Raw genomic sequence first — 21,801 nt, 5'->3', positions numbered from 1 at the left:
CTCAAGGGTCTCAAGAATGGGCATTTTATCTTTCAGTCGGTCGGGTCTAGCCAGCAGCAACGCCGCCAAGGTCGCCGCGATGATGCGCAGCCAGGCAGTGATCGAGTTCGAACTCGATGGCACGATCGTCACGGCCAACGACAATTTCCTCGATGCCATGGGCTATTCGCTCGAGGAGGTCGCGGGGCGCCACCATTCGATGTTCTGCGACGCCGACCTTGCCGGTAGCGCCGAATACAAGGCGTTCTGGGCGCAGCTGGCGCGGGGCGAATTTCAATCCGCGATCTACCGGCGCTTTGCCAAGGGCGGGCGGGAAGTCTGGATCCAGGCAAGCTATAATCCGGTGCTCGACCGGTCCGGCAAGCCGGTACGGGTGATCAAGTTCGCCACCGACATTACCGCGCAGATGCAGCAGGCGGCGGACCGGAAGGCGCAGATCGACGCGATCTCGCGCGTGCAGGCGGTGATCGCGTTCAATCTCGACGGCACGGTGATCGAGGCAAACGAGAATTTCGTGGCGACCGTCGGCTATGGGCTCGACGAGATCGTGGGTAAGCACCATTCGATGTTCTGCGACCCGGCCTATGCTAAGTCCGACGAATATCGGCGCTTCTGGGAGCAGCTGCGGAGCGGGGAATATGTGGCCGCCGAATTTCAGCGCTTCGGCAAGGGCGGCAAGGAAATCTGGATCCAGGCGTCCTACAATCCGATCTTTGATGCCTGCGGCAAGATCGTGAAGGTGGTCAAGTTTGCCACCGACATTACCGAGCGCAAGCGCTCCGAGGGGATCATTGCCGAGCTGACCGCTTCGTTGGCGAGGATGGCGGAAGGGGATCTGGGCGGGCGGATCGATCGCAGTTTTACCGGGCAATACGAGGCCTTACGGCAGGCGTTCAATACGTCGCTGACGCAGCTCGAGGAGATCGTTTCGAGCTTGCGATCGGCGTCGCGGGCGCTGCGCACGGCGACCTCGGAAATCCTGTCGGGGGCAAACGACCTCTCAAGCCGCACGACGCGGCAGGCGGCGACGATCGAGGAAACCTCGGCATCGGTCGAGCAGCTTTCGACCACCGTCACCGAGAACGCGCGAAGGGCGTCGACGGCCAGCGAAAAGGCGCGGCTCGTGGCGCGCAGTGCAACCGACGGCGGCGCGGTGATGGGCGAGGCGACCGAGGCCATGTCGGCGATCCAGGCGTCGTCGGGCAAGATTTCCAATATCATCGGCATGATCGACGACATCGCCTTCCAGACCAATCTCCTGGCGCTCAACGCCTCGGTCGAGGCGGCGCGAGCGGGGGACGCCGGCAAGGGCTTCGCAGTGGTGGCCGTGGAAGTGCGGCGCCTAGCGCAATCGGCGGCAGGGGCATCGGCGGACGTCAAGGCGCTGATCGAAACCAGTGCCGGAGAGGTGCGCACCGGGGCGCAGCTGGTGGGCAAGGCGGCGGAAAAACTGTCCGACATCCTCCACGGCGCCGAGGAAAGCGCCGGGCTGATCGACGAGATCGCCCGCGCCAATCGCGAGCAGTCGGGTGCGCTCGAAGAGGTCACCGTGGCCGTGCGGCAGATGGACGAAATGACCCAGCACAATGCGGCGCTGGTGGAGCAGACCAATGCGGCGATCGAGCAGACCGAGGCGCAGGCCGGGGAACTCGACCGGATCGTCGAAGTGTTCCGTATTGCCGGTCATGCGCCGGAAGCGCGGCAGGCACGACCGCGGCTGGTCAAGGTCGCCGGCGGTGGGTGGCTCGAAGCCTGAGCTACATGCGGCGTTAACGATCACGATCCCGGCCGATGCGCCGGGGTCTTTGTTTTTGGGGCTTTACGCGGCGTCTACGTAGATGCCGGTAGCAATTCGTTAACCATAATTGGAGGGTCGGGTGGCTTGATGGGAGTGGCGATGATCGCCCGACTGTCAGGAGAAGTTTCGATGCAAGACCAGCTTCAGGGCCGTGTCGAATATCTGGGCCTTGATGAGGAGGCGCGTGCCCGGATTGAGCAGCTGCAGCCTTTGCTCGAGAGGCATTTGCCGGTGGCGCTCAAGGAGGACCGCGGCGGGCTGATCCCAAGCTCGGTGCGGTTTTTGTTCGGCAAGGATCAGCTCGAAACCGGCGGGGCGCGGCAGGCCGAGCAGGTGCGAGCGGTGCTGGGTGGAAAGGCTGACGAACACAGCGCCGAAGGCAGCCAGCGGCTGGGGCACCGGCATGCGCGGCTGAAGCTCGATCCGCGCTGGCATGTGGGTGGCTATGGCGTGATGCTGGAGATCATCATTCGCGGCGTCGTGCAGGACGTGTTGGCAGAAGCGTTGAAACCGCGCAAGAACCGGCTCGGGCTTTCGGCGCAGCGCGACCCCGAGGCGATCCTTGCGGAAGCCGATGCCATGGCGCAGGGGTTGGCCGGCGTGATTAAGGCGGTGTTGCTTGACGTCGATCTCGTTGCCACATCGCATATCAAGCGGGTCAACGAGGATGCGCGGGCTGGCGAGGAGCGCATTCGCGCCCGCATGCGCCGGGCCTCGGAGGCAACGGGACAGACGCTGCGGCTTGTGGCCGGCGGCAAGTTCGACGAGCGCTTCACCGATGCGGTGGAGCCCGAATTCGAAGAGGTGCGCAACAGCGCCAATGCGGTGGCCGACCGGCTGGCGCAGGTACTGCTGAAACTGCGCACGACCTCGCATTCGCTGCGCAGCTCGACCGGTGACATCTCGGCCAGTGCTGGTGACTTGGCGGGAAGGACGCTGCAGCAGGCTGTTGCCATCGACCAGGCCAATGACATGATCCGGCAGCTGGCAACGACGCTTGCCGAAAATGCTAAGCGGCTTTCGGCGGCAGGCAAACTGACCAAAGGGCTGATCCAGGGCGCTTCGGCGAGCGGCGAGGCGATGCGCAAGGCGAGCACGTCGCTGGCGGCGATCGTCGAGGGTAATGAGCAGCTTACCGGCTTGGTCAAACTCTTCGATGACATGGCGTTTCAAAGCAACCTCCTGGCGCTCAAGGCATCGGTGGAGGCCGCAAATTCTGGACCCTCGGGTACCGGCTTTGGCGATGTCGCGATGGAGATGCGGGCACTGGCGCAGCGGGCGGCGGAAGCTTCGGCAACGGGACGCACGCTGGTCGAGACCGGCAACAGCAAGGTGCGTTCGGGCATCGATCTTGTATCGCGGGCGCTGGATGGGCTGAGCACGATCACCGGCAATGCAACGGAAAGCGCGCAGACGGTGGACGCCGTGGCAAAGGCTGGGCGCGCGCAGGTGGATGCGCTCGAACAGGTGATCATCGTCTTGCGCGAAATGCACGAGACCATCCAGCACAATGCGGTCCTGGGCGAGCAGACAAACGCAGCGCTCAGCGAAACAAGTCTGCAAATCGAAGCGCTGGACGTTGTCATGCGCTTGTTTGATGCGCAAACTACGGAGGAAGAGCTGGCCCGAGCCGGCTAAGCGCAGGGAGCTTTTATGGCACGCATCGGCCTTGTGGCGCATGACGATCGCAAAGACGAACTCTGCCGCTGGGCCGAGACGCACAAGGCGCAACTGGCGCTACACGAGCTTTGGGGGACGGGCACGACGGGGGCGCGGGTCACGGCCGAGACCGGCCTTGCCGTGACCTTATTGAAAAGCGGACCGCTCGGCGGGGACCAGCAACTGGGCGCCATGATCTGCGAGGGGCGGCTCGATGTGCTGGTGTTCTTCATCGATCCGCTTTCGGCGCAACCGCATGATGTCGACGTCAAGGCGCTGACGCGGCTCGCCACGCTCTACGACATCATGCTGGCCAACAACAAATCCACAGCAGACGCGGTTCTTGCGGCCATTTGACCGAACGGAAACGTTGACCACTAGCCTTGACTATGAACAGATGCCGCAAATTTGCCGGGATTAAACCGGGCGGCATCCCTTCAGGAAATCGGGGCTTTCAGGCACTTGTCTTCCGACTTGGTTATCGACGTTCGCAACGTCTCCAAACGCTTTGGCGGTCTTCGGGCCGTCAACAACTGCTCGCTGTCGGTCCGGCGCGGCTCCATCACCGGGCTGATCGGGCCCAATGGCGCCGGCAAGTCGACGCTGTTCAACATGGTGGCCGGCAATATTACGCCCGATGAAGGGCAGGTGATCTTCGACGGCCAGGACGTGACCGGCTGGAAGCCGTTTGAGCTCTTCCGCGTGGGCATGTTGCGCACATTCCAGATCGCGCATGAATTCGGCCAGATGACGGCGCTCGAGAACCTGATGATGGTGCCGGGCGACCAGCCGGGCGAGCATCTGATCGATACTTGGTTTCGTCCGCGCCTCGTCAAGTCGCGCGAAATCGAGGTGCGCAAGAAGGCGCTCGACGTCATCGATTTTCTCAAGCTCGGCCATGTGCGCGACGAGCTGGCGGGTAATCTCTCCGGCGGCCAGAAAAAGCTGCTCGAGCTTGGCCGCACCATGATGGTCGATGCCAAGGTGGTGTTGCTCGACGAAGTCGCGGCGGGCGTCAACAAGACCCTGCTCAACGACCTCGCCGGCAATATCGAGCGCATGAACCGCGAGCTCGGCTACACCTTCTTCGTCATCGAGCACGACATGGACCTGATCGGCCGGCTCTGCGATCCGGTGATCGTGATGGCGCAGGGCGAAAAGATTGCCGAGGGTCCGATGGCAGAAATCCGCGCCAATCCGGCGATCGTCGAGGCCTATTTCGGCACTCCGGTGGAGGTTGCGTAAATGGCCCTGATCGAACTCAAGCACGTCGTCGGCGGGTACGGCGGCGCGCCGATCCTCAATGGCGTCAATATCGCTATCGAAAAGACTGATATCGGCGTCATCGTCGGGCCGAACGGCGCCGGCAAGTCGACGACGCTCAAGGCCATTTTCGGCCTGCTCAAGGTCACCGGCGGCACGATCGATTTCGGTGGCGAGAATATTGCCAATTCGCTGCCCGACAAGCTCGTGTCCAAGGGGCTGAGCTTCGTGCCGCAGGAAAAGAACGTCTTTACCTCAATGAGCGTCGAGGAGAACCTCGAAATGGGCGCCTTCACCCGGCGCGACGATTTTCGACAGACCATGAACTGGGTTTATGGAATGTTCCCGGTGCTTGCGGAAAAGCGGCGGCAGCCGGCGGGCGAGCTTTCGGGCGGCCAGCGGCAGATGGTGGCGATGGGCCGGGCGCTGATGAGCAAGCCGAGCCTCTTGATGCTGGACGAGCCCTCGGCTGGGCTTTCGCCGCGCTATGTGATCGAAATCTTCGAGACCATCCAGCGCGTCAACAAGGAAGGCGTCGGCATCCTGATGGTAGAGCAGAATGCCCGCCAGGCGCTGGCTTTTGCCAGCAAGGGCTTCGTGCTCGCGGGCGGCCAGAACCGCTTCACCGGCACCGGCCAAGAGCTCATCGCCGATCCCGAAGTCGCCAAAAGTTTCCTCGGGGGCTGATCGAAGTGACCGAACTCGTTTTCTTCACCAACCAGGTGATCATTTCCGGCCTCGTGCTCGGCTGCATCTATGCGCTGGGTGCGGTGGGCATCACGCTGATCTTCGGCATTTTGCGCTTTGCGCATTTCGCCCATTCCGAGCTCATGACCGGCGGCGCGTTCATCGCCTTCCTCCTGGCCTCCGCCTTTGCGGCCTGGGGCATTACGACACCGATTCCGACGGGCTTCGTCGTGTTGCCGATCGCCATGGTCATCACCGCCATTCTGTCGCTCGGCATCGACAAGGGCTTTTATGCGCCGCTGCGCAAGCGCGGGGCCAAGCCGGTGACCCTGCTAATCGCCTCGATCGGCGTGACGCTGATGGTGCAGGGGCTTATTCGCCTGTTCTTCGGCGCTGGGTCATATTCGTTCTTCGAGACCGAAACCAAGGATGTGTTCCGCATCGACCTTTCGGCGCTCGGCTCGACGCGCCCGCTGGTGATCACCGAGCCGCAGGTGTTCATGATCGTCGTGACCTTCGTTTCGGTCCTGGCGCTGCACTTCTTTCTCACCCGCTCGCGGCTGGGCAAGGCAATGCGCGCCATGGCGGACAATGCCGACCTGGCGCAGGTTTCGGGCATCAACACAGCGCTGGTGGTGCGGGTAACCTGGATCGTGGCCGGAGCGCTGGCCTGCATGGCCGGCACGATGCTGGCGCTGGACGTGACGCTGAAGCCGGACCTGGCGTTCAACATCATCATCCCGATCTTTGCCGCTGCCATCGTCGGTGGCCTGGGCCAGGCCTATGGTGCCATTGCGGGCGGCCTGCTCATCGGCTTTGCCGAGTCGCTTGCCGTGTTCAACTGGACCATGGTGTTGCGGCCGCTGAACGGCGTCCTGCCCGATTGGCTGCAGCTGCCCGCGACGCTGGCGCTGGTGCCGACCGAATATAAACTCACCGTCGCCTTCGTGATCCTCGTCGTCGTGCTGCTGGTACGGCCCACCGGGATCTTCAAGGGAGCCTCGTCATGATCCAGCGTTCCCTTTCGCTGTTTGCCGGCCTGTTCGTCCTGATCCTCCTGATCGGCTGGGTCATGGGCGCGCCCTTTACTAGCTCGCGCCTCGTGGAAGCGGCGGCCTACGCGCTGATCGCGCTGGGCCTCAACATCCAGTGGGGCTATGGCGGGCTTTTCAACTTCGGCATCATGGGCTTTCTGATGGTGGGCGGCGCGGCGGTCACCTTTATCTCGGCGCCGGTCAATCCGGTGTTCTGGGGTCGGACGGTCCGGCCATGCTGGGGCGCGCCCTGCTGGCCTTTGCAGCCGGCGCGGCGATCGTTTATGGCGCGCGCAAGGCTGATCGGATCGGCATTACCGGGCGCTGGAAGACTGTGCTCACCGTCTTTGCCTGGTTCGTTGCCTATGTGCTTTATCGCAGCCAGCTCGATCCGGCTGCGGCCTATATCGAATCCGCAGTCGGTGGCGGCTGGGTCGGCGGGCTGGGCGGCCATCCGGTGCTGGGCTGGCTGTTTGGCGGGCTGCTCGCGGCGGGCATCGCCTATATCGTGGGCAAGATCTCGCTGGGTCTGCGCACCGATTATCTCGCTATCGCAACGATCGGCATTTCCGAAATCATCCGGGCGCTGATCAAGAACATGGATTGGCTGACGCGCGGTACGCTGACCGTGTCGCCGATCCCGTGGCCAACGCCCTTGCCGCAGAGTTTCCAGGCCGGCGGCATGGATAATCTCAGTGCCCTGGTCGCGGCGCGTGGTGGGTTCCTCGTGCTGGCGCTGGTGGTGCTCGGCATCGTGCTGTGGCTGATCTCACGCGCCTATGCCGGGCCCTGGGGCCGCATGATGCGCTCGATCCGCGACAACCACATTGCCTCCTCGTCCATGGGCAAGAACGTCAAGGCGCGCCAGCTCGAGATCTTCATTTTCGGCTCGGTGCTAATGGGGATCGGCGGCGCGATGCTCGTAAGCTTCGTGCAGATCTTTGATCCATCGAGCTACCAGCCGATCAACCACACCTTCCTGATCTGGGTCATGGTGATCGTCGGCGGCGCGGGCAACAACTGGGGCGCGCTCTTCGGGGCCGTGCTGATCTGGCTGATTTGGGTGATCTCGGAGCCGCTGAGCAAGGCCGTGTTCGAGTTCGTCTCGATGTGGTCGAGCAATGTGGGCTGGGGCGCCATCCCCGAGATCGAAGCGCGATCGGCGCAGATGCGCGTCTTCGTGCTTGGCCTTGTGATCACCATCGCGCTGCGCTTTGCGCCCAAGGGGTTGATCCCCGAGGTCGTCAAGCGCGGCTAGGCCGCCTTTTTGTGGATTGAGACCTTGCCGAAGGCACGCACGAGCGCGAGTTCGAGCTTGCCCTTGGCAGCTAGGCCCTCGAGCACGGCATAGGCTTCGTCCGGGCTCTTGGGCGGCTTATAGGCTCGCCGCTCGACCAGCGCGGCATAGATGTCGCTGATGGTGATGATGCGGGTGATGTCGTCGATCTCGGTGCCGCTCAGCCCGTCGGGATAGCCGCTGCCGTCCAGGAATTCATGGTGCGAGCGGACACTGCGCAGGGCGTCCGCAGCGATGCGGCTCTTGCGCGCCAGGTAGTCATGCCCGATCGCCGGGTGATGGCGCATGGTCTGCGTTTCGGCGGGGGTGAGCGGTCCGTTCTTGTCGAGGATCTCGATGGGAATGGCGGACTTGCCGATGTCGTGCACAAGGGCGGCGGCGGTGACCTTGATCACGTCGCTGCGGCGCATGCCCAGCTGGCGGGCAAAGCTCGACGCGGTGGCGGTGACCAGCATGCAATGCTGGAAGGTGCCGACATGGTAGCCGCGGACAGTGGCCATCCAGTCGTCGACGCCGGCGCTGTCGATGGCGTCGATGATCTGGCTGCTGGCATTTTCCATCCCCGCCGTGTCGAAGATTTCGTCGCGCAGGAGGCTGCGGAAACCGCCGTCGAGCGCGGCAATACCCGTATCGACCGAGCGGGTTATCTCAGGCTTGACCACCATGCCATGGAATTCGCGCAAAGCCGCATGGATGACGTCGGCGCCGCTGCGGGGCGGCAGGACATGATCGGCATCGAGGATGCGGGCGCCGGCCATGCCGGTGCGGGCTGAGGTGTCGACCAAAAAGATGCGGCAGCCCGTGCCACGCCGGTTCAGCATGGTCTTGAGCTTGTGCATGGTGGTGTTGCTTCGGAGGTCGACGTCAAAGATCAGGTTCGGGTCGAGCTTGAGGTGCTCGGTGTTGAACTCCCTTATGCCCAGCGGCTCGATGCCGAGGGCTCGTCCATAGGCCTTGTATTCGAAGGAACTTGTGTTCTCGGTAATATAGAGCAGTCCACGATCTTGGATGTCGCGCACATTCGCCTCCCGCAAACAGTGTTCTAGCGGGAACTACTTAAAGCTGTGCTAAGCGAATTTTGGCGCGTAAGCTTTTTGTCAGGTAAGGTCGCCGGAGGATTCCGGGTAGCTGACCTTGGTCAAATGCTCAGATTTTTCCCATAGACGCCTTGCGACATCGGCGTCGGCGGCTGCCTTGGGCGGTTTGGCCTTGGCAGGCTTGCCCTTCAATCCCATCCAGTCCTTTGGGCCCCAATAGTCGCCATTGCTGACATTGGGGTCGGTTGCCGCAACGATCAGGGGCAGGGCGCCTTCGGCGGCGGAGTGCGAGAAGATGGGGTTGAGCAACATGCCGAAGACGCCGGCAATACCGCCTTCGCCGGGGCCGTTGGCGACGAGGTCGGTCCGCGCTAGGCCGGGGTGAGCGGCGACTGCGGTGATGTTCCAATCGTTGCGCAGGCTGCGGCGACCCAGCTCTTCGGTGAACAGGAGATTGGCCAGCTTGGACTGGCCATAAACACGCATGGCATCATAGCCGCGTTGGGCTTCCAGATCGTCGAAGTCAATCTTGCCGAACATGGCGGCAAGGCTAGCGACTGATACGACCCGGGCATTGCCGGACTTTTGCAACAGCGGCAGGAGGCGTCCCGTGAGGGCGAAGTGAGCTAGATGGTTGGTGCCGAACTGAAGCTCGAAACCGTCCTTGGTGGTCTTGCGCTCGCGCGGCGCCATGACGCCGGCATTGTTGATGAGGATATCGAGGTGATCGTATTCGGCGCTGAGCCGTGCCGCGCCCGCCGCAACATCGGCGAGATCCGCAAGGTCGATCTGTTCGAAGGCAACGGTGCCCTTTGGGTTCGTCGCCGCAATGGTGCGGATCGCCTCGGCGCCCTTGTCGGCATTGCGGCCGATGAGCACGACGTGGGCGCCTGCCCCGGACAGCATGCGCGCCGCCTCGATGCCAAGCCCACCGGTCGCGCCGGTTACGGCGGCGAGCTTGCCGGAAAGATTGGGGATTTCGGCTGGCGAGGTGATCGGCATGGCGGGCTCCTTTTCAGCCAAACGACAGCCTGTGCCTATGGTTCAGAAACAAAAGGCCCGGGATTGCTCCCGGGCCTTCATGATTGGGTGAGCAGATCAGACTATTCGATCAGGCCCTTTTCGACGAAGGCGCCGCCTTCGACGGCGAGTTCGACGATGATGCCGTCAACGTCGCCGGCTTCGTCGAAGTCGAGCGAGCCGCCAGCGCCTTCATAGTTGATGTCGGTACCAGCTGCGATCAGTTCCTTGGCCTTGGCCCATTCGCCGGGGCGGATGGTTTCGCCCGGAGCGGACGCGACGTCGCGCAGCGCGGCCGAGAGGCCTTCGCGGTCGGTCGAGCCGTTTTTTTCGATGGCGAGGGCCAGGAGGAAGGCCGCGTCATAGGCCTGGGGGCATAGGTTGCGTTGGCGGTAAAGCCTTCGGCGGTGAAGGCGTTGTAGAGGTCGACCGATTCACCGGTGGGGGCACCGGCGCGGGTGGCGATCAGGCCTTCGACGGCCGCAGCGTCGATGCCGGAAAGAAGGTCGTCGCCGACCATGCCGTCACCGCCGACATAGGTGGTGAAGTTGCCGCTCTCGACAGCCTGGCGCAGGATGGTGTTGCCTGAAGCATTGGCATACGCGAGGACGACGAGGTTCTGGGAAGCAACGAGGTTGCCCAGTTCGGCGCGGTAGTCGGCCTTGCCTTCTTCGTGGGCGACATTGGCTGCCACGGTGCCGCCGGCAGCGGTAAAGGCAGCCGAGAGGGCATCGGCAAAGCCTTTGCCGTAGTCGTTGTTCACGTAGGTGATGGCGATGTCGTTGATGCCCTTGGCGATCAGAAGATCCGCCATCTTGACGCCCTGGAGCGCGTCGGAGGGGGTAGTGCGGTAGACGAGGTCGTTGTCTTCAAGCGTAGTCAGGGCCGGAGCGGACGAGGCGGGGGAAACGAAAACGACATTGCCCGAGAGACCCGAGCCGTTGAAGGCGCCGATGGTTTCGCCGGTGCAGAGGGCGCCGACGACGGCTACGACGTTGTCGGTATTGATGACGCGGTCGGCAGCGGCGGCGGCTGCGGTTGCGTCGCAAGCGCCGTCAGCGGACACCAGGGTCAGGTCGCCACCGAGGATGCCGCCCTGTTCGTTGACCTGGCTGACCACGAGTTCGGCGCCGGCAAAGATTGGCGGGGTGAGGGATTCGATCGGGCCGGTGAAGCCGCCGATGAAGCCGATGGTGGCCCCGGTATCCTGCGCCATGGCCGGTGCGGCGGCGAGCAGGGCGGAGGCAGCGACCGCAAGGGTCAGAGTATTCTTGAACATGGACGTCCCTCTGGTTCGGTTGCGCGCTGGTTAAGCCTTTTTGGCTTCTTCTCGCTGCGCGCAACAGGATCGGGGGCGTATCAGACGCCCCGCTGGTGGGGACTTTGCACAATCATGGCGCGCTTGTCACCGGGGTTTCCGCGCCAAATCCGACTGCCGCCGCAGTTGCTTAACAGCACGGCATTCCGCATAAACTGCCGGGCAAAGAATAAGGAGATGCACATGCCGTCAAAGCGTTTCCTCGCATCGCTTCTTGCCCTGGTCTTGATGGCGGCGCCGGCCGTTGCGCAAGTCGAGGTGCTCGACCAGGCGCAGGACGCGGCGGCTCAAGGCCAGATCGCAACACGGGCGCCGGACGCGCTTTGCGGCAACCAGCCTCTCACCATTGCCAGCATGAGCTGGCCTTCGGCGACGCTGCTCGCCGAGATCCATGCGCGGATCCTGCGGAACGAATTCGGCTGCGAGGTACGGGTGGTGCCGGGCGATCTCGCCGCGACGGCGTCGTCCATGGGATCGACCGGCCAGCCTTCCGTTGCGCCCGAGCTTTGGGTCAACCGCATCGCCGATGTGTGGAATGGCGCCATGGATGCGCAAATGGTGCGCAGCGCTGCCCCAACCTTCACCGAGCCCGATTTCGAAGGCTGGTTCATTCCGGCCTATATGAACCAAGGTCTCTCAGAAGTGCCGACGGCGGCAACGCTCGCAACCTTTTTGCCGACGCTCGAGACCGAGGGGCAGAAGCTGCGCTTTATCTCCTGCCCGATCGATTGGGCCTGTTCGGTGATCAACCGCAATCTCATCACGGCGCATGCCATTTCCAACCTCGTCGAAATCGTCGAGCCGGCCAATCGGCTGGAAATGGACCGGCTGATCGCCGAAGCCGTCAACCGGCGCGAGCCTTTCCTTTTCTATTACTGGCAGCCAAATGCCGTTCTGGCGCAGCTCGATTTCATCGGGCTCGACATGGGCGAGTACAGCGAAGATGCCGCGCAGTGCCTCGGCACCCGCGATTGCGCCAGCCCGGTGCCTTCGGCTTTTCCGCAGGACAGCGTGATCATTGCCGTCGCGGAGCGGGTGTTCACCACGACGCCTACCATCGCCAGCTATTTCCAGCGCAGCTCGATCACGCTTGAAGAGATGAACACGCTGTTGGCCCAGCTGACGGCGGAAGGGGCGACGCCCGAGGCGGTGGCCGACCGTTTCGTTGCCGAACGGCGCGACCTTTGGGGTGGGTGGCTCGGCGCGGTGCCGTAATTGCCGGCGTTCGGTGAGCCGATAGGAGGTCTGTGCGGCACGCAGTTGCGTCGGACGGAACCTCGCGGCTATAACGGCACGGTAGTCAGCGGCTGGGGAGCAGTGCCTTGGACTTGAAGCGAATAAACGACCATGTCAGCGTTTCTGGACAGATCCAGCCCGAAGATGTGGCGACGCTTAAAGACCTCGGCTTTGTCGCCATCGTCAACAATCGGCCGGACGGGGAATCGCCCGACCAGCCGGAAGGCGCCGAAATCGAAGCAGCCGCCAAGGCTGCCGGGCTCGCCTACCATGCCATTCCGCTTGGGCGCGAAGGGGTCAATCCCGAACTCGTCGCCAATACCAAGGCCGTTCTCGAGGGGAGCAACGGTCCGGTCTTTTGCTACTGCCGCTCCGGCACGCGGTCGACGACGCTCTGGGCGCTGAGCCAGGCGGGCGAGGCGCCGGCCGAGGAGATTATCTCACAGGCGGCCGAGGCGGGTTACGACATGAGCCACCTGGCCGGATATCTCGGCCGCACCTGAGTTTTGTTCTGACGGCACGGACGGGTTGCCGTCCATTCCGTCGCATTTGCTGAGCCGGACCCGCGCAACGGGTCCCAAGCCCCTCCTGCTCGGAATTTAAATCGATGCCAATCAAGAAAATCCTCGTCGCCAATCGCAGCGAGATCGCCATTCGCGTATTTCGCGCGGCCAATGAGCTGGGGCTGAAAACCGTCGCGGCCTATGCCGAAGAAGACAAGCTCGCACTGCATCGCTTCAAGGCCGACGAGGCCTATCTGATCGGCAAGGGGCTCGGGCCGGTCGAGGCGTATCTGCAGATCGACGAATATATCCGCATCGCGCGCCTCTCCGGCGCCGATGCCATCCATCCGGGCTACGGGCTTCTATCGGAGTCACCAGAATTCGTGGATGCGTGCGAGGCGGCTGGCATTACCTTTATTGGGCCGCGGGCGCAGACCATGCGCGACCTGGGCAATAAGGTTGCCGCGCGCAACATGGCGATCAAGTCCAACGTTCCGGTCGTGCCGGCGACGGACGCGCTGCCCGACGACATGGACGCGGTCAAGGCCATGGCTGCCGAGATCGGCTATCCGCTGATGCTCAAGGCCAGCTGGGGCGGCGGTGGCCGCGGCATGCGCCGGATCATGGACGAAGCCCATCTCGTCAACGAAGTCTCGGAAGGCAAGCGCGAGGCCAAGGCGGCGTTCGGGCAAGGACGAGATGTATCTCGAAAAGCTGATCGAGCGGGCGCGGCACGTCGAGGTGCAGCTGATAGGCGACGACCACGGCAATCTCGTCCATCTCTTCGAGCGCGATTGCTCGGTGCAGCGGCGCAACCAGAAGGTCGTGGAACGCGCGCCGGCGCCATATCTGTCGGATGCCGTGCGCAAGGAACTGACTGACGCGGCGGTGCGGCTGGGCAATGCCGCGAACTATCGCGGTGCCGGCACCGTCGAATTCCTGATGGATGCCGATACCGACAAGTTCTACTTCATCGAAGTGAATCCGCGCATCCAGGTCGAGCATACGGTCACCGAAGAGGTCACGGGCATCGACATCGTCAAGGCGCAGATTCATCTGCTGGATGGCGCGGTGATCGGGACGCCGGAGTCCGGCGTGCCGCTGCAGGAGAGCATCCGCCTCAACGGCAATGCCATCCAGTGCCGCGTCACCACGGAAGACCCGGAACAGAATTTCATACCCGACTATGGCCGCATCACCGCCTATCGCGCCGCGACCGGCTTCGGCGTGCGTCTCGATGGCGGCACCGCCTATGCGGGCGCCATCATCACGCGCTACTACGATCCGCTCCTCGAAAAGCTTACCTGCTGGGCGCCGACGGCAGACGAGGCCATCACCCGCATGCATCGCGCCTTGCGCGAGTTCCGCATCCGGGGTGTCGCGACCAACCTGGCGTTTCTTGAAAACATCATCACGCATCCGGATTTTCTCGAGAACCGCTACACGACGCGCTTCATCGACACGACGCCGGATCTCTTCAACTTCAAGCCGCGTAAGGACCGGGCGACCAAGCTTCTGAGCTATATCGCCGACGTGACCGTCAACGGTCATCCCGAAGTGCGCGATCGTCCTCGTCCGCCGGCGGATGCCGCGGCGCCGATCGTGCCGCAGTTCGAGCCGTTGATCGTCATCGAAGGGTCGCGCCAAATCCTCGACCGCGAAGGGCCCATGGGCCTCGCCCACTGGATGAAGCGGCAAAAGCGCGTGCTTTTCACCGACACGACGATGCGGGATGCGCACCAGTCGCTGCTGGCGACGCGCATGCGCTCGTTCGACATCACCCGCATTGCCGAAAGCTATTCGCGTGGGCTGCCCAACCTTTTCAGCCTCGAATGCTGGGGCGGCGCGACGTTCGACGTGTCCATGCGCTTCCTCAACGAGGACCCGTGGGAGCGTCTCGCCAGGGTGCGGGAGGGCGCGCCGAACATTTTGACGCAGATGCTGCTGCGCGGCTCCAATGGCGTCGGCTACACCAACTACCCCGACAATGTGGTGCAGTTCTTCGTCAAGCAGGCGGCGCGCGGCGGCGTCGATATCTTCCGCATCTTCGACTGCCTCAATTGGGTCGAAAATATGCGCGTCTCGATTGATGCGGTCGCGGCCGAGGGAAAGGTCGCGGAAGGAGCGATCTGCTATACCGGCGACCTCTTCGATCCCGATCGCAGCAAGTATGACCTCAAATATTATGTGGGTCTTGCCAAGGAGCTCGAGGCGGCCGGCGTGCATGTGCTGGGCATCAAGGACATGGCGGGGCTCTTGAAGCCCGCCGCGGCCAAGAAGCTGGTCTCGGTGTTGAAGGAGGAGATTGACCTGCCGATCCACCTTCATACGCACGATACGTCCGGCGCTTCGGCGGCGACGGTGCTGGCGGCGGTGGAGGCCGGGGTGGACGCCGTCGATGCGGCGATGGACGCCCTGAGCTCGACGACGTCGCAGCCGACGCTGGGTTCGCTGGTTGCAGCGCTTGAAGGCGATGCGCGCGATCCGGAGCTTGATCCCAAGGCGATAAGGCAGATTTCGTTTTACTGGGAAGCGGTGCGCAACCAGTATGCGGCTTTCGAGAGCAATCTCAAAGGCGGCGCTTCGGAGGTTTACCTCCACGAAATGCCGGGCGGACAGTTCACAAATCTTAAGGAACAGGCGCGTTCGCTGGGGCTGGAAACGCGCTGGCACGAGGTCGCGCAGACTTATGCCGACGTCAACCAGATGTTCGGTGACATCGTCAAGGTGACGCCATCGTCCAAGGTGGTCGGCGACATGGCGCTGGCCATGGTCTCGGCCGGCATTTCGCGCACCGATGTCGAAAGCCCAGACAAGGACATTGCCTTCCCGGACTCGGTGGTTGGCTTCTTTGCTGGCGATCTCGGGCAGCCGCCGGGTGGCTTCCCGGAAAAGCTGCAGAAGAAGGTGCTCAAGGGCCGGACGCCGATGAGCGAAAGGCCAGGCTCCTATCTCGAGCCGATCGATCTTGAAGCCGAGCGCAAGAAGGTCTCCGAAGAGGTCGGCATGCCGGTGGACGATCTGCGGCTTGCCTCCTACCTCATGTATCCCAAGGTCTATACTGACTTCGAAAAGACCCAGGATCGTTATGGGCCGACCGAAGTGCTGCCGACTCCGGTCTATTTCTATGGGCTCAGCGAGGGCGACGAGCTTTTGGTCGATATCGAGCGCGGCAAGACGCTGGTCGTGACCCTATCAGGGCCGTGCCGAAACCAATGAGAAGGGCGAGGTCCGCGTTTTCTTCGACCTCAACGGCCAGCCGCGTACCATAACGGTGCCGGATCGTTTAAAGGCCGGCGAGGTCAAGGTTCGCGCCAAGGCGACCGCTGGCGACCCCAAGCAAGTCGGCGCGCCGATGCCGGGCGTCATCTCCACTCTTGCCGTCAAGGAAGGCCAGAAGGTTTCAGCCGGCGACGTCCTCTGTTCCATCGAAGCCATGAAGATGGAAACGGCGATCCACGCCGAAGTGGATGGCACGGTGGCCGAGCTCCTCATCAAGCCAGGTGACCAGATCGATGCCAAGGACCTGCTGGTGCGGCTGGACTAAAGCAAAAGGCCCGGGAGCGATCCCGGGCCTTCTCATTCATCTGCCTCGCCGTTAGCGGCGGCGGGCCTGGCCGTCGATGGTCTGGCCGTAACCGCGGCGATTGCCGGGGGCGTGGGCGTAGGCGCGCTGGGCGGTGACGTCGAGCGGCAGGCGCGAGACGATCCAGCTCATCAGCAGCGGCACGACGACAAAATCGTCCATGATTCCGAGGAACGGAATGAAATCGGGGATGATGTCGATCGGGCTCACCAGATAAAGCGGCACGAGCAACATGGCAGCCTTCAGATAGAAAGGCGTCTCCGCGTGGCGAAACGCCTTCCACAGGATCATCAATTCCTTGCGGAAGATAAAGAACCGGCCGATGGTGAAGCGACCGAGCAGGGCCAAAGGCGAGAATGGGTTTTTCATGAGCCTTAAATGGCCCATCTCCGATAAGGTTCAAGACCTCGATCATCACGCAAGCGTAACATTGCGCAAATAGGCTCGGCGGCTTATCTCTGGCGCCAGTTACGAGGTGATCAAATGGCCGGTCCAGCGCCGCGCAGGCAGTCGGTGGGTGTTAATGTCGGTGGGGTCATGGTCGGTGGCGGTGCCCCGGTCGTCGTCCAGTCGATGACCAATACCGACACGGCCGATATCGATGCGACGGTGAAGCAGGTGATGCAGCTGGCGCGTGCCGGCTCCGAGATCGTTCGCATCACGGTCGATCGCGACGAGAGCGCCAAGGCGGTGCCCATCATCCGCGATCGCCTGGCCTTCATGGGCTATGACGTGCCGCTGGTCGGCGACTTCCATTATATCGGCCACAAGCTGCTTACCGACCACCCGGCTTGCGCGGAGGCCTTGGCCAAGTACCGCATCAATCCGGGCAATGTGGGCTTCAAGGCCAAGCGCGACACCCAGTTTGCGACGCTGATCGAGATCGCCAACCGCTACAACAAGCCGGTGCGCATCGGCGTCAACTGGGGCTCGCTCGATGAAGAGCTGCTGACGCGGCTGATGGACGAGAATGCCGTTTCGGCAGCGCCGATTTCGGCGTCTGCAGTGCAGCGCGAGGCGATCATCCAGTCGGCGCTGTTGTCGGCGGCGCGGGCTGAGGAGCTGGGCATGCGGCGCGACCAGATCCTCCTTTCGACCAAGGTGTCGGATGTCCAGCACCTCATTGCCGTATACCAGGACCTCGCCGCGCGCTGCGATTATGCGCTCCATCTGGGGCTTACCGAAGCCGGCATGGGCTCGAAGGGCATTGTGGCGTCCTCGGCGGCACTCGGCATTCTTTTGCAGCAGGGGATCGGTGACACGATCCGCATTTCGCTGACGCCCGAACCGGGTGGCGATCGCACCACCGAGGTCAAGGTGGCGCAGGAATTGCTGCAGACCATGGGCTTCCGCCAGTTCTTGCCCGTCGTCGCGGCGTGCCCGGGTTGTGGCCGGACGACCTCGACCACGTTCCAGACCCTAGCCAAGGAAATCCAGGATCACCTGACCTCCTCGATGCCGGAGTGGAAGGAACGTTATCCGGGCGTCGAGGCACTGTCGGTGGCGGTGATGGGCTGCATCGTCAACGGGCCGGGGAGTCGAAGCACGCCAATATCGGCATTTCGCTGCCGGGCACTGGCGAAACGCCGGCCGCACCGGTTTTCGTCGATGGCCAGAAGGTCGCAACGCTGCGCGGTGCCGATGTTGCCGACCAGTTCAAGGTCTTGGTCGCCAACTATATCGAACAGAAATTCGGCAACGGCCAAAAGACCGCCGCCGAATGAATGGACGCAATGGTCGGCGCCTGTTCTGGCTCGCCATGCTGATCCTGGTGCTTGGCGGGCTCAAGCTTATGGGCCAGATCTAGGCTACTCGGTCGCCATCACCATGACCGGCAATTCGCCGCCGATCTCGACGGCCTTGCTCTCTTTATCGAAGACGCAGACGATGCTGGTCGTGTCGGTGGAGACGATGGCAAGGCCATAGCTCTCGCTGCCGAAGGGATCGACGGTAGCCGTCGCGCCGGGCAAGGCCTCGGCCGTTGCCGTGAGGCAGGCCGTTTCCACTTCAGCGGCGAACTCTGCCCAGGCGTCTTCGGAGGCGGCCTGCGCACTGCCGAGTGCGGCAAGGCTGATGGCGAGAATGGCGATAGGCTTGAGCATGGTCTCTCCTTTTTGGGTCTGCGCAGAGTTGCAACCCAATCAGGCTTTTTGGTGCCACTCCGGCAGCGGAAAAATGCGGTCGTAGCCCCAGTTAAAGACCAGCGCATAGAGCATGTAGAAAAGCGCAAAGCCCAGATCGAGCAGCAGCGCCTGCCACAGCGAGATACCCAGATAGAGCGCGATCAGCGGCATCAGCATGATCAGAAGCCCAATCTCGAACAGCACGGCGTGGGCGATGCGCAGCGTCGGCGTCTTCAGCGTCGTGCCGGCGAACCGGACCATGGCGCGGTCGAACAGGAGGTTGAAGACGTAGTTCCAGGCCATGGCAACGGTGGCGCTGCCGATGACGATGACGGCCGAGTCGCCGGTGTGGAGACCGAAGGCAAAAGCGGCCAAAGGGGTGGCGATCAGAACGCCCAAGATTTCAAAGCTGATGGCGTGGCGAATACGATCTGCGGTTGTGCGCATGAGAAACTCCCGAAAGCCGGGCCGTCCCGCGCAAAAGATCCCGAACCGGGGAGGTCGTCCTCGCAATTCTCTATCTAGGCCGAGCGCGGACGCAACTCAAGGTTTGGGGAGCTTCGGTGCGAAAACGCCAGAGCGGACAGGGGCATCGCTGCCGAAATCGGGGACGCGATATTCAGCGATGAGCTCGAGTTGGTCCAAGGGCAGGTCGCGCCGGAAAGGGTCTCCGACGAGAATGCGTCTGCCTTGTGCGGCCAGACGGGTCAGGGTTGGTAGCGTCGCCGCTGCGACCTCTGCGTCGTAGAAGACGTCTCCGGCGAGCACGACTTCGGCCTCCACGATTGCGTCGCTTATAGCAAGGCTGACGCCGTTCGCTTCGGCGTTGAGCGCGATCGCGGCGCGTCCGATTGGGTCGGGCTCGAAGGCGGTGACCGTCGCGCCGGCTTTGGCTGCGGCGATGGCGACTAGTCCGCCGCCCGCGCCGAAATCAAGGACGGTTCTGTTGGCGACGAGCTCAGGGTAATTCACCAGATGAAGGGCGAGCACTGCGCCGCCAGCCCAGGCATAGGCCCAATAAGGCGGTTCGTCGGCGCGGCCCTGCGCAGCCAGCCAGCCGATCAGCCCACTCTTGGGCGCTGGGCGGTAAAGCGAAATGTCGGGGCGAAAGGGCAGGGGCGCCAGCACCAACCGCTCGCGAATAAATTGTTGCGGCGACAGGCTCACTCGGGGAGCTGGCACGCATCGACCCAGCGATTGCCGCAGAGTTCCGCCAGCCTCTCGACCGTCAGCTTGACCGAGGCGTGGGTGTCGCCGCCGGCGGGAATGACGAGGTCATAGATCTTGAGCGAGACGTCGAGATAGATCGGCAGCGGCGAGGGCAGGCCGAAGGGGCAGACGCCGCCGACCTGGTGGCTGGTGAGCCGCAACACGTCTTCGGCGCCCAGCATGCGGGGGCGGCCGCCGAAAGCCGTTTTGGACTTGCCATTGTCGAGCCGCGCATCGCCGCGGGTCACCAGCAGCACTTCCTCGTCGCGGACGCGCGGATGCAGAGCGTCTTGGCGATCTGGCCGGGCGCGACGCCATGCACGTCTGCTGCCAATTGCACCGTGGCGGTCGAGGCATCGGTGACGATGACGTCGAGGTCGGGAGCGCGGGCCGCAAGGTCGTCGCGGACGGACTGGAGGCTCATGGACGTCCTTTCAGAACAGGCTTGCCAGCCGCGTCTCGTATTTGAAGCGGGTTTTCTCGCGGATCGGCGTGGTTACCGCGCGGCGGATGAAGTCGAGGGGAATGTCCTTGCCGTCTAGCGCCATAAGCTCGCTGACAGTGACGCGCTCACCGGCATAGGGCGTGATGCGCACGTCCATGCCAGCGGTGACAGTGCCTTCGGCCAGCACCCTGCAATAGGCGCCGGGGCGGTTGGCACGCTGGAAGCGCTTGAGCCAGCGCGGGTCACCCATCTTGGCCGAAAAGGTAACGCAAGGCTGTCGGTAATAGGTGACTTCGAGCAGCGTGTCGCCGATGGCGAAGCGGTCGCCAATGGCGGTCTCGGCGCTGGTGGTGCCTGCTATCGTGAGGTTTTCGCCGAAGAGGCCTGGCTCTGGCGCGTAGCCGAGCTCGCCCGTCCACCAGTCGTAATCGTCCTGGAAGTAGACGTAGATCGCCTGGTCGCGGCCGCCATGGTGGCGGGTATCGAGCACGGCGTCTTCGGCAATGCCCAGCGTCTTGATCTCGACAGGGCCCTGGACGGGCTCCTTGTAGATACCGGTCTTAGCGCGCATGCCGGGGATGGGGCGCGGTTGGCCGACGGAGACGGCGACGAGCGTGCCCACACTCATTTCTGACGCGCCGCGAAGTAGCGCGCCGTGGCGCGCAGGCCATCGGCCTTGGGCCCAAAGGTTCGCAGCGCCAAAAGCGCCTCGTTGACGATGCCGTCGAGCATTTTGCGGGCGCCATCGACGCCGACGCGGCTGACGACGGTCTGCTTGCCGGCCTCCTGATCCTTGCCGGTGGCCTTGCCCATGGCTTCGGGCGTGGCGGTGACGTCGAGGATGTCATCGGCGAGCTGGAAAGCGCGACCAGCAGCTTCTGCATAGGCGGTCAACGCCGACAAAGCCCGCGCATCGGCGCCGCCGAGTATGGCACCCATGCGGACGGCGGCGCGGATCAGGGCGCCGGTCTTCATGGCCTGCATGGTGGCGATGTCGGTTTCGGAAAATCCGCCCTGTTCGCCCTCGATATCGCGCATCTGCCCGCCGACCATCCCGCCGGTGCCGCTGCCGGCAGCTAGCTCGCCGACAAGGCGGATGCGGGTTTCGGCATCGGGATGGCAGGCCGGATCGGCGAGGACGGCGAAAGCTTGGGTGAGGAGGGCATCGCCGGCGAGGATGGCGGTCGCGTCGTCATAGGCCTTGTGCACGGTCGGCCGGCCGCGGCGCAGATCGTCGTCGTCCATGGCGGGGAGATCGTCGTGGATCAGCGAATAGCAATGCACCATTTCGATGGCGAGACCGGCGCGCAGGGTTTGGTCCTTGGGCAAGGAAAAAGATCGCCGCTGTCTGGCGCACGAGAAGCGGACGGAGGCGCTTGCCGCCTTCGAGGCTGCCATGGCGCATGGCCGCCACCAGCCGCTCCGCCACGGGCCCCGGCCCCGAAAGTCGCGCGCCGGTCAGATATTCGGAAAGCCCCGCCTCAACGGCACGGGCACAATCGGCGCTGTCGGCGGAAAAGTCATACATGAGGATGTGCTAGCGGTTTGGCTTGGGGGCGGCAAGGGCCTTGGCCTCTTCCCAAGCC

19 protein-coding genes and 4 pseudogenes are annotated in these 21,801 nt (G+C 63.4%); 12 read left to right on the top strand and 11 right to left on the bottom strand.

All coding sequences use genetic code 11. The annotated features are described in order from the left end of the window. Positions 1–16 precede the first annotated feature (16 nt). From G5575_RS00605 to G5575_RS19700, 8 genes and pseudogenes are all read left to right on the top strand, one after another. Entirely contained in the window at positions 17–1,756 is a 1,740-nt protein-coding gene (locus tag G5575_RS00605) for a methyl-accepting chemotaxis protein (RefSeq protein WP_207632951.1), read from the top strand. Between the two features lie 171 nt (positions 1,757–1,927). After that, positions 1,928–3,436 (top strand): globin-coupled sensor protein, encoded by a 1,509-nt coding sequence (locus G5575_RS00600; protein ID WP_164532655.1) that lies wholly within the window; start codon positions 1,928–1,930, stop codon positions 3,434–3,436. Positions 3,437–3,451: 15 nt separating this feature from the next. Further along, positions 3,452–3,814, top strand: a complete 363-nt coding sequence (locus G5575_RS00595) for a methylglyoxal synthase (protein WP_164532654.1) — start codon at positions 3,452–3,454, stop codon at positions 3,812–3,814. 105 nt (positions 3,815–3,919) lie between these two features. Further along, positions 3,920–4,702: an ABC transporter ATP-binding protein gene (locus G5575_RS00590; RefSeq protein ID WP_164532653.1), complete on the top strand. Its 783-nt coding sequence runs from the start codon at positions 3,920–3,922 to the stop codon at positions 4,700–4,702. After that, positions 4,703–5,407, top strand: a complete 705-nt coding sequence (locus G5575_RS00585) for an ABC transporter ATP-binding protein (protein ID WP_164532652.1) — start codon at positions 4,703–4,705, stop codon at positions 5,405–5,407. It abuts the gene before it with no gap. Between the two features lie 5 nt (positions 5,408–5,412). After that, positions 5,413–6,417 carry a branched-chain amino acid ABC transporter permease gene (locus tag G5575_RS00580; RefSeq protein WP_164532651.1) on the top strand — a complete coding sequence of 335 codons (1,005 nt, stop codon included), beginning with the start codon at positions 5,413–5,415 and terminating at the stop codon, positions 6,415–6,417. Then, positions 6,414–6,593: pseudogene (locus G5575_RS21385) on the top strand (branched-chain amino acid ABC transporter permease); the annotation flags it as partial. The gene G5575_RS00580 and the pseudogene G5575_RS21385, both read left to right, overlap by 4 nt. A gap of 83 nt (positions 6,594–6,676) precedes the next feature. Then, the gene (locus G5575_RS19700) at positions 6,677–7,699 is read left to right on the top strand and encodes a branched-chain amino acid ABC transporter permease (RefSeq protein ID WP_235935479.1); all 1,023 of its coding nucleotides are present in this window, start codon (positions 6,677–6,679) and stop codon (positions 7,697–7,699) included. On the opposite strand, the gene G5575_RS21380 is transcribed toward G5575_RS19700, so the two are convergent. The 4 genes from G5575_RS21380 to G5575_RS19685 all read right to left on the bottom strand — a co-directional run bounded on the left by G5575_RS21380 (position 7,696) and on the right by G5575_RS19685 (position 11,074). Beyond that, positions 7,696–8,757, bottom strand: coding sequence for an HD-GYP domain-containing protein (locus tag G5575_RS21380; RefSeq protein ID WP_164532650.1), 1,062 nt, complete (start codon positions 8,755–8,757; stop codon positions 7,696–7,698). The two genes, G5575_RS19700 and G5575_RS21380, sit on opposite strands and share 4 nt — an antisense overlap. Positions 8,758–8,835: 78 nt before the next feature. Then, on the bottom strand, positions 8,836–9,777 hold the full coding sequence (locus tag G5575_RS00565; RefSeq protein WP_164532649.1) for an oxidoreductase: 942 nt from the start codon (positions 9,775–9,777) through the stop codon (positions 8,836–8,838). Between the two features lie 101 nt (positions 9,778–9,878). After that, positions 9,879–10,130, bottom strand: coding sequence for a hypothetical protein (locus tag G5575_RS19690; protein WP_328765892.1), 252 nt, complete (start codon positions 10,128–10,130; stop codon positions 9,879–9,881). After that, complete coding sequence (locus G5575_RS19685) at positions 10,016–11,074, bottom strand: ABC transporter substrate-binding protein (protein ID WP_328765785.1); 1,059 nt, start codon at positions 11,072–11,074, stop codon at positions 10,016–10,018. The genes G5575_RS19690 and G5575_RS19685 overlap by 115 nt, the downstream gene beginning before the upstream one ends. Before the next feature lie 222 nt (positions 11,075–11,296). On the opposite strand from G5575_RS19685, the gene G5575_RS00555 reads away from it, so the two are divergent. The 3 genes and pseudogenes from G5575_RS00555 (at position 11,297) to pyc (ending at position 16,399) form a co-directional block, all read left to right on the top strand. After that, positions 11,297–12,328, top strand: a complete 1,032-nt coding sequence (locus G5575_RS00555; protein ID WP_164532648.1) for a glycine betaine ABC transporter substrate-binding protein — start codon at positions 11,297–11,299, stop codon at positions 12,326–12,328. 107 nt (positions 12,329–12,435) lie between these two features. Beyond that, entirely contained in the window at positions 12,436–12,852 is a 417-nt protein-coding gene (locus G5575_RS00550; RefSeq protein ID WP_164532647.1) for a TIGR01244 family sulfur transferase, read from the top strand. A gap of 104 nt (positions 12,853–12,956) precedes the next feature. Continuing rightward, positions 12,957–16,399 (top strand): annotated as a pseudogene (pyc, locus tag G5575_RS00545) (pyruvate carboxylase). Positions 16,400–16,450: 51 nt separating this feature from the next. Here the strand turns inward: pyc and G5575_RS00540 are convergent. Beyond that, a complete protein-coding gene (locus tag G5575_RS00540) occupies positions 16,451–16,807 on the bottom strand; it encodes a YkvA family protein (RefSeq protein WP_207632949.1) in 357 nt (118 codons plus the stop codon). Between the two features lie 114 nt (positions 16,808–16,921). Here G5575_RS00540 and ispG point away from each other — a divergent pair. Next, a pseudogene (gene ispG / locus G5575_RS00535) lies at positions 16,922–18,162 on the top strand (flavodoxin-dependent (E)-4-hydroxy-3-methylbut-2-enyl-diphosphate synthase). Positions 18,163–18,246: 84 nt separating this feature from the next. Here ispG and G5575_RS00530 read toward each other — a convergent pair. The 6 genes and pseudogenes from G5575_RS00530 to G5575_RS00505 all read right to left on the bottom strand — a co-directional run bounded on the left by G5575_RS00530 (position 18,247) and on the right by G5575_RS00505 (position 21,544). Then, a complete protein-coding gene (locus G5575_RS00530; protein ID WP_164532646.1) occupies positions 18,247–18,540 on the bottom strand; it encodes a hypothetical protein in 294 nt (97 codons plus the stop codon). A gap of 39 nt (positions 18,541–18,579) precedes the next feature. Beyond that, positions 18,580–19,008, bottom strand: coding sequence for a PACE efflux transporter (locus G5575_RS00525; protein ID WP_164532645.1), 429 nt, complete (start codon positions 19,006–19,008; stop codon positions 18,580–18,582). 96 nt (positions 19,009–19,104) lie between these two features. Then, a complete protein-coding gene (locus G5575_RS00520; RefSeq protein WP_328765783.1) occupies positions 19,105–19,743 on the bottom strand; it encodes a class I SAM-dependent methyltransferase in 639 nt (212 codons plus the stop codon). After that, a pseudogene (locus G5575_RS00515) lies at positions 19,725–20,194 on the bottom strand (YbaK/EbsC family protein). The gene G5575_RS00520 and the pseudogene G5575_RS00515 overlap by 19 nt, the downstream one beginning before the upstream one ends. A gap of 10 nt (positions 20,195–20,204) precedes the next feature. Next, on the bottom strand, positions 20,205–20,843 hold the full coding sequence (locus tag G5575_RS00510) for an MOSC domain-containing protein (RefSeq protein ID WP_164532644.1): 639 nt from the start codon (positions 20,841–20,843) through the stop codon (positions 20,205–20,207). Continuing rightward, entirely contained in the window at positions 20,840–21,544 is a 705-nt protein-coding gene (locus G5575_RS00505; RefSeq protein WP_235935478.1) for a polyprenyl synthetase family protein, read from the bottom strand. The genes G5575_RS00510 and G5575_RS00505 overlap by 4 nt, the downstream gene beginning before the upstream one ends. Between the last annotated feature and the right edge of the window lie 257 nt (positions 21,545–21,801).

Source organism: Devosia aurantiaca (assembly GCF_011058215.1).
Taxonomy (GTDB): Bacteria; Pseudomonadota; Alphaproteobacteria; order Rhizobiales; family Devosiaceae; genus Devosia; species Devosia aurantiaca.
The sequence above is the reverse complement of the archived record's forward strand: the minus strand, read 5'-3'. Positions and strand labels throughout refer to the sequence as shown.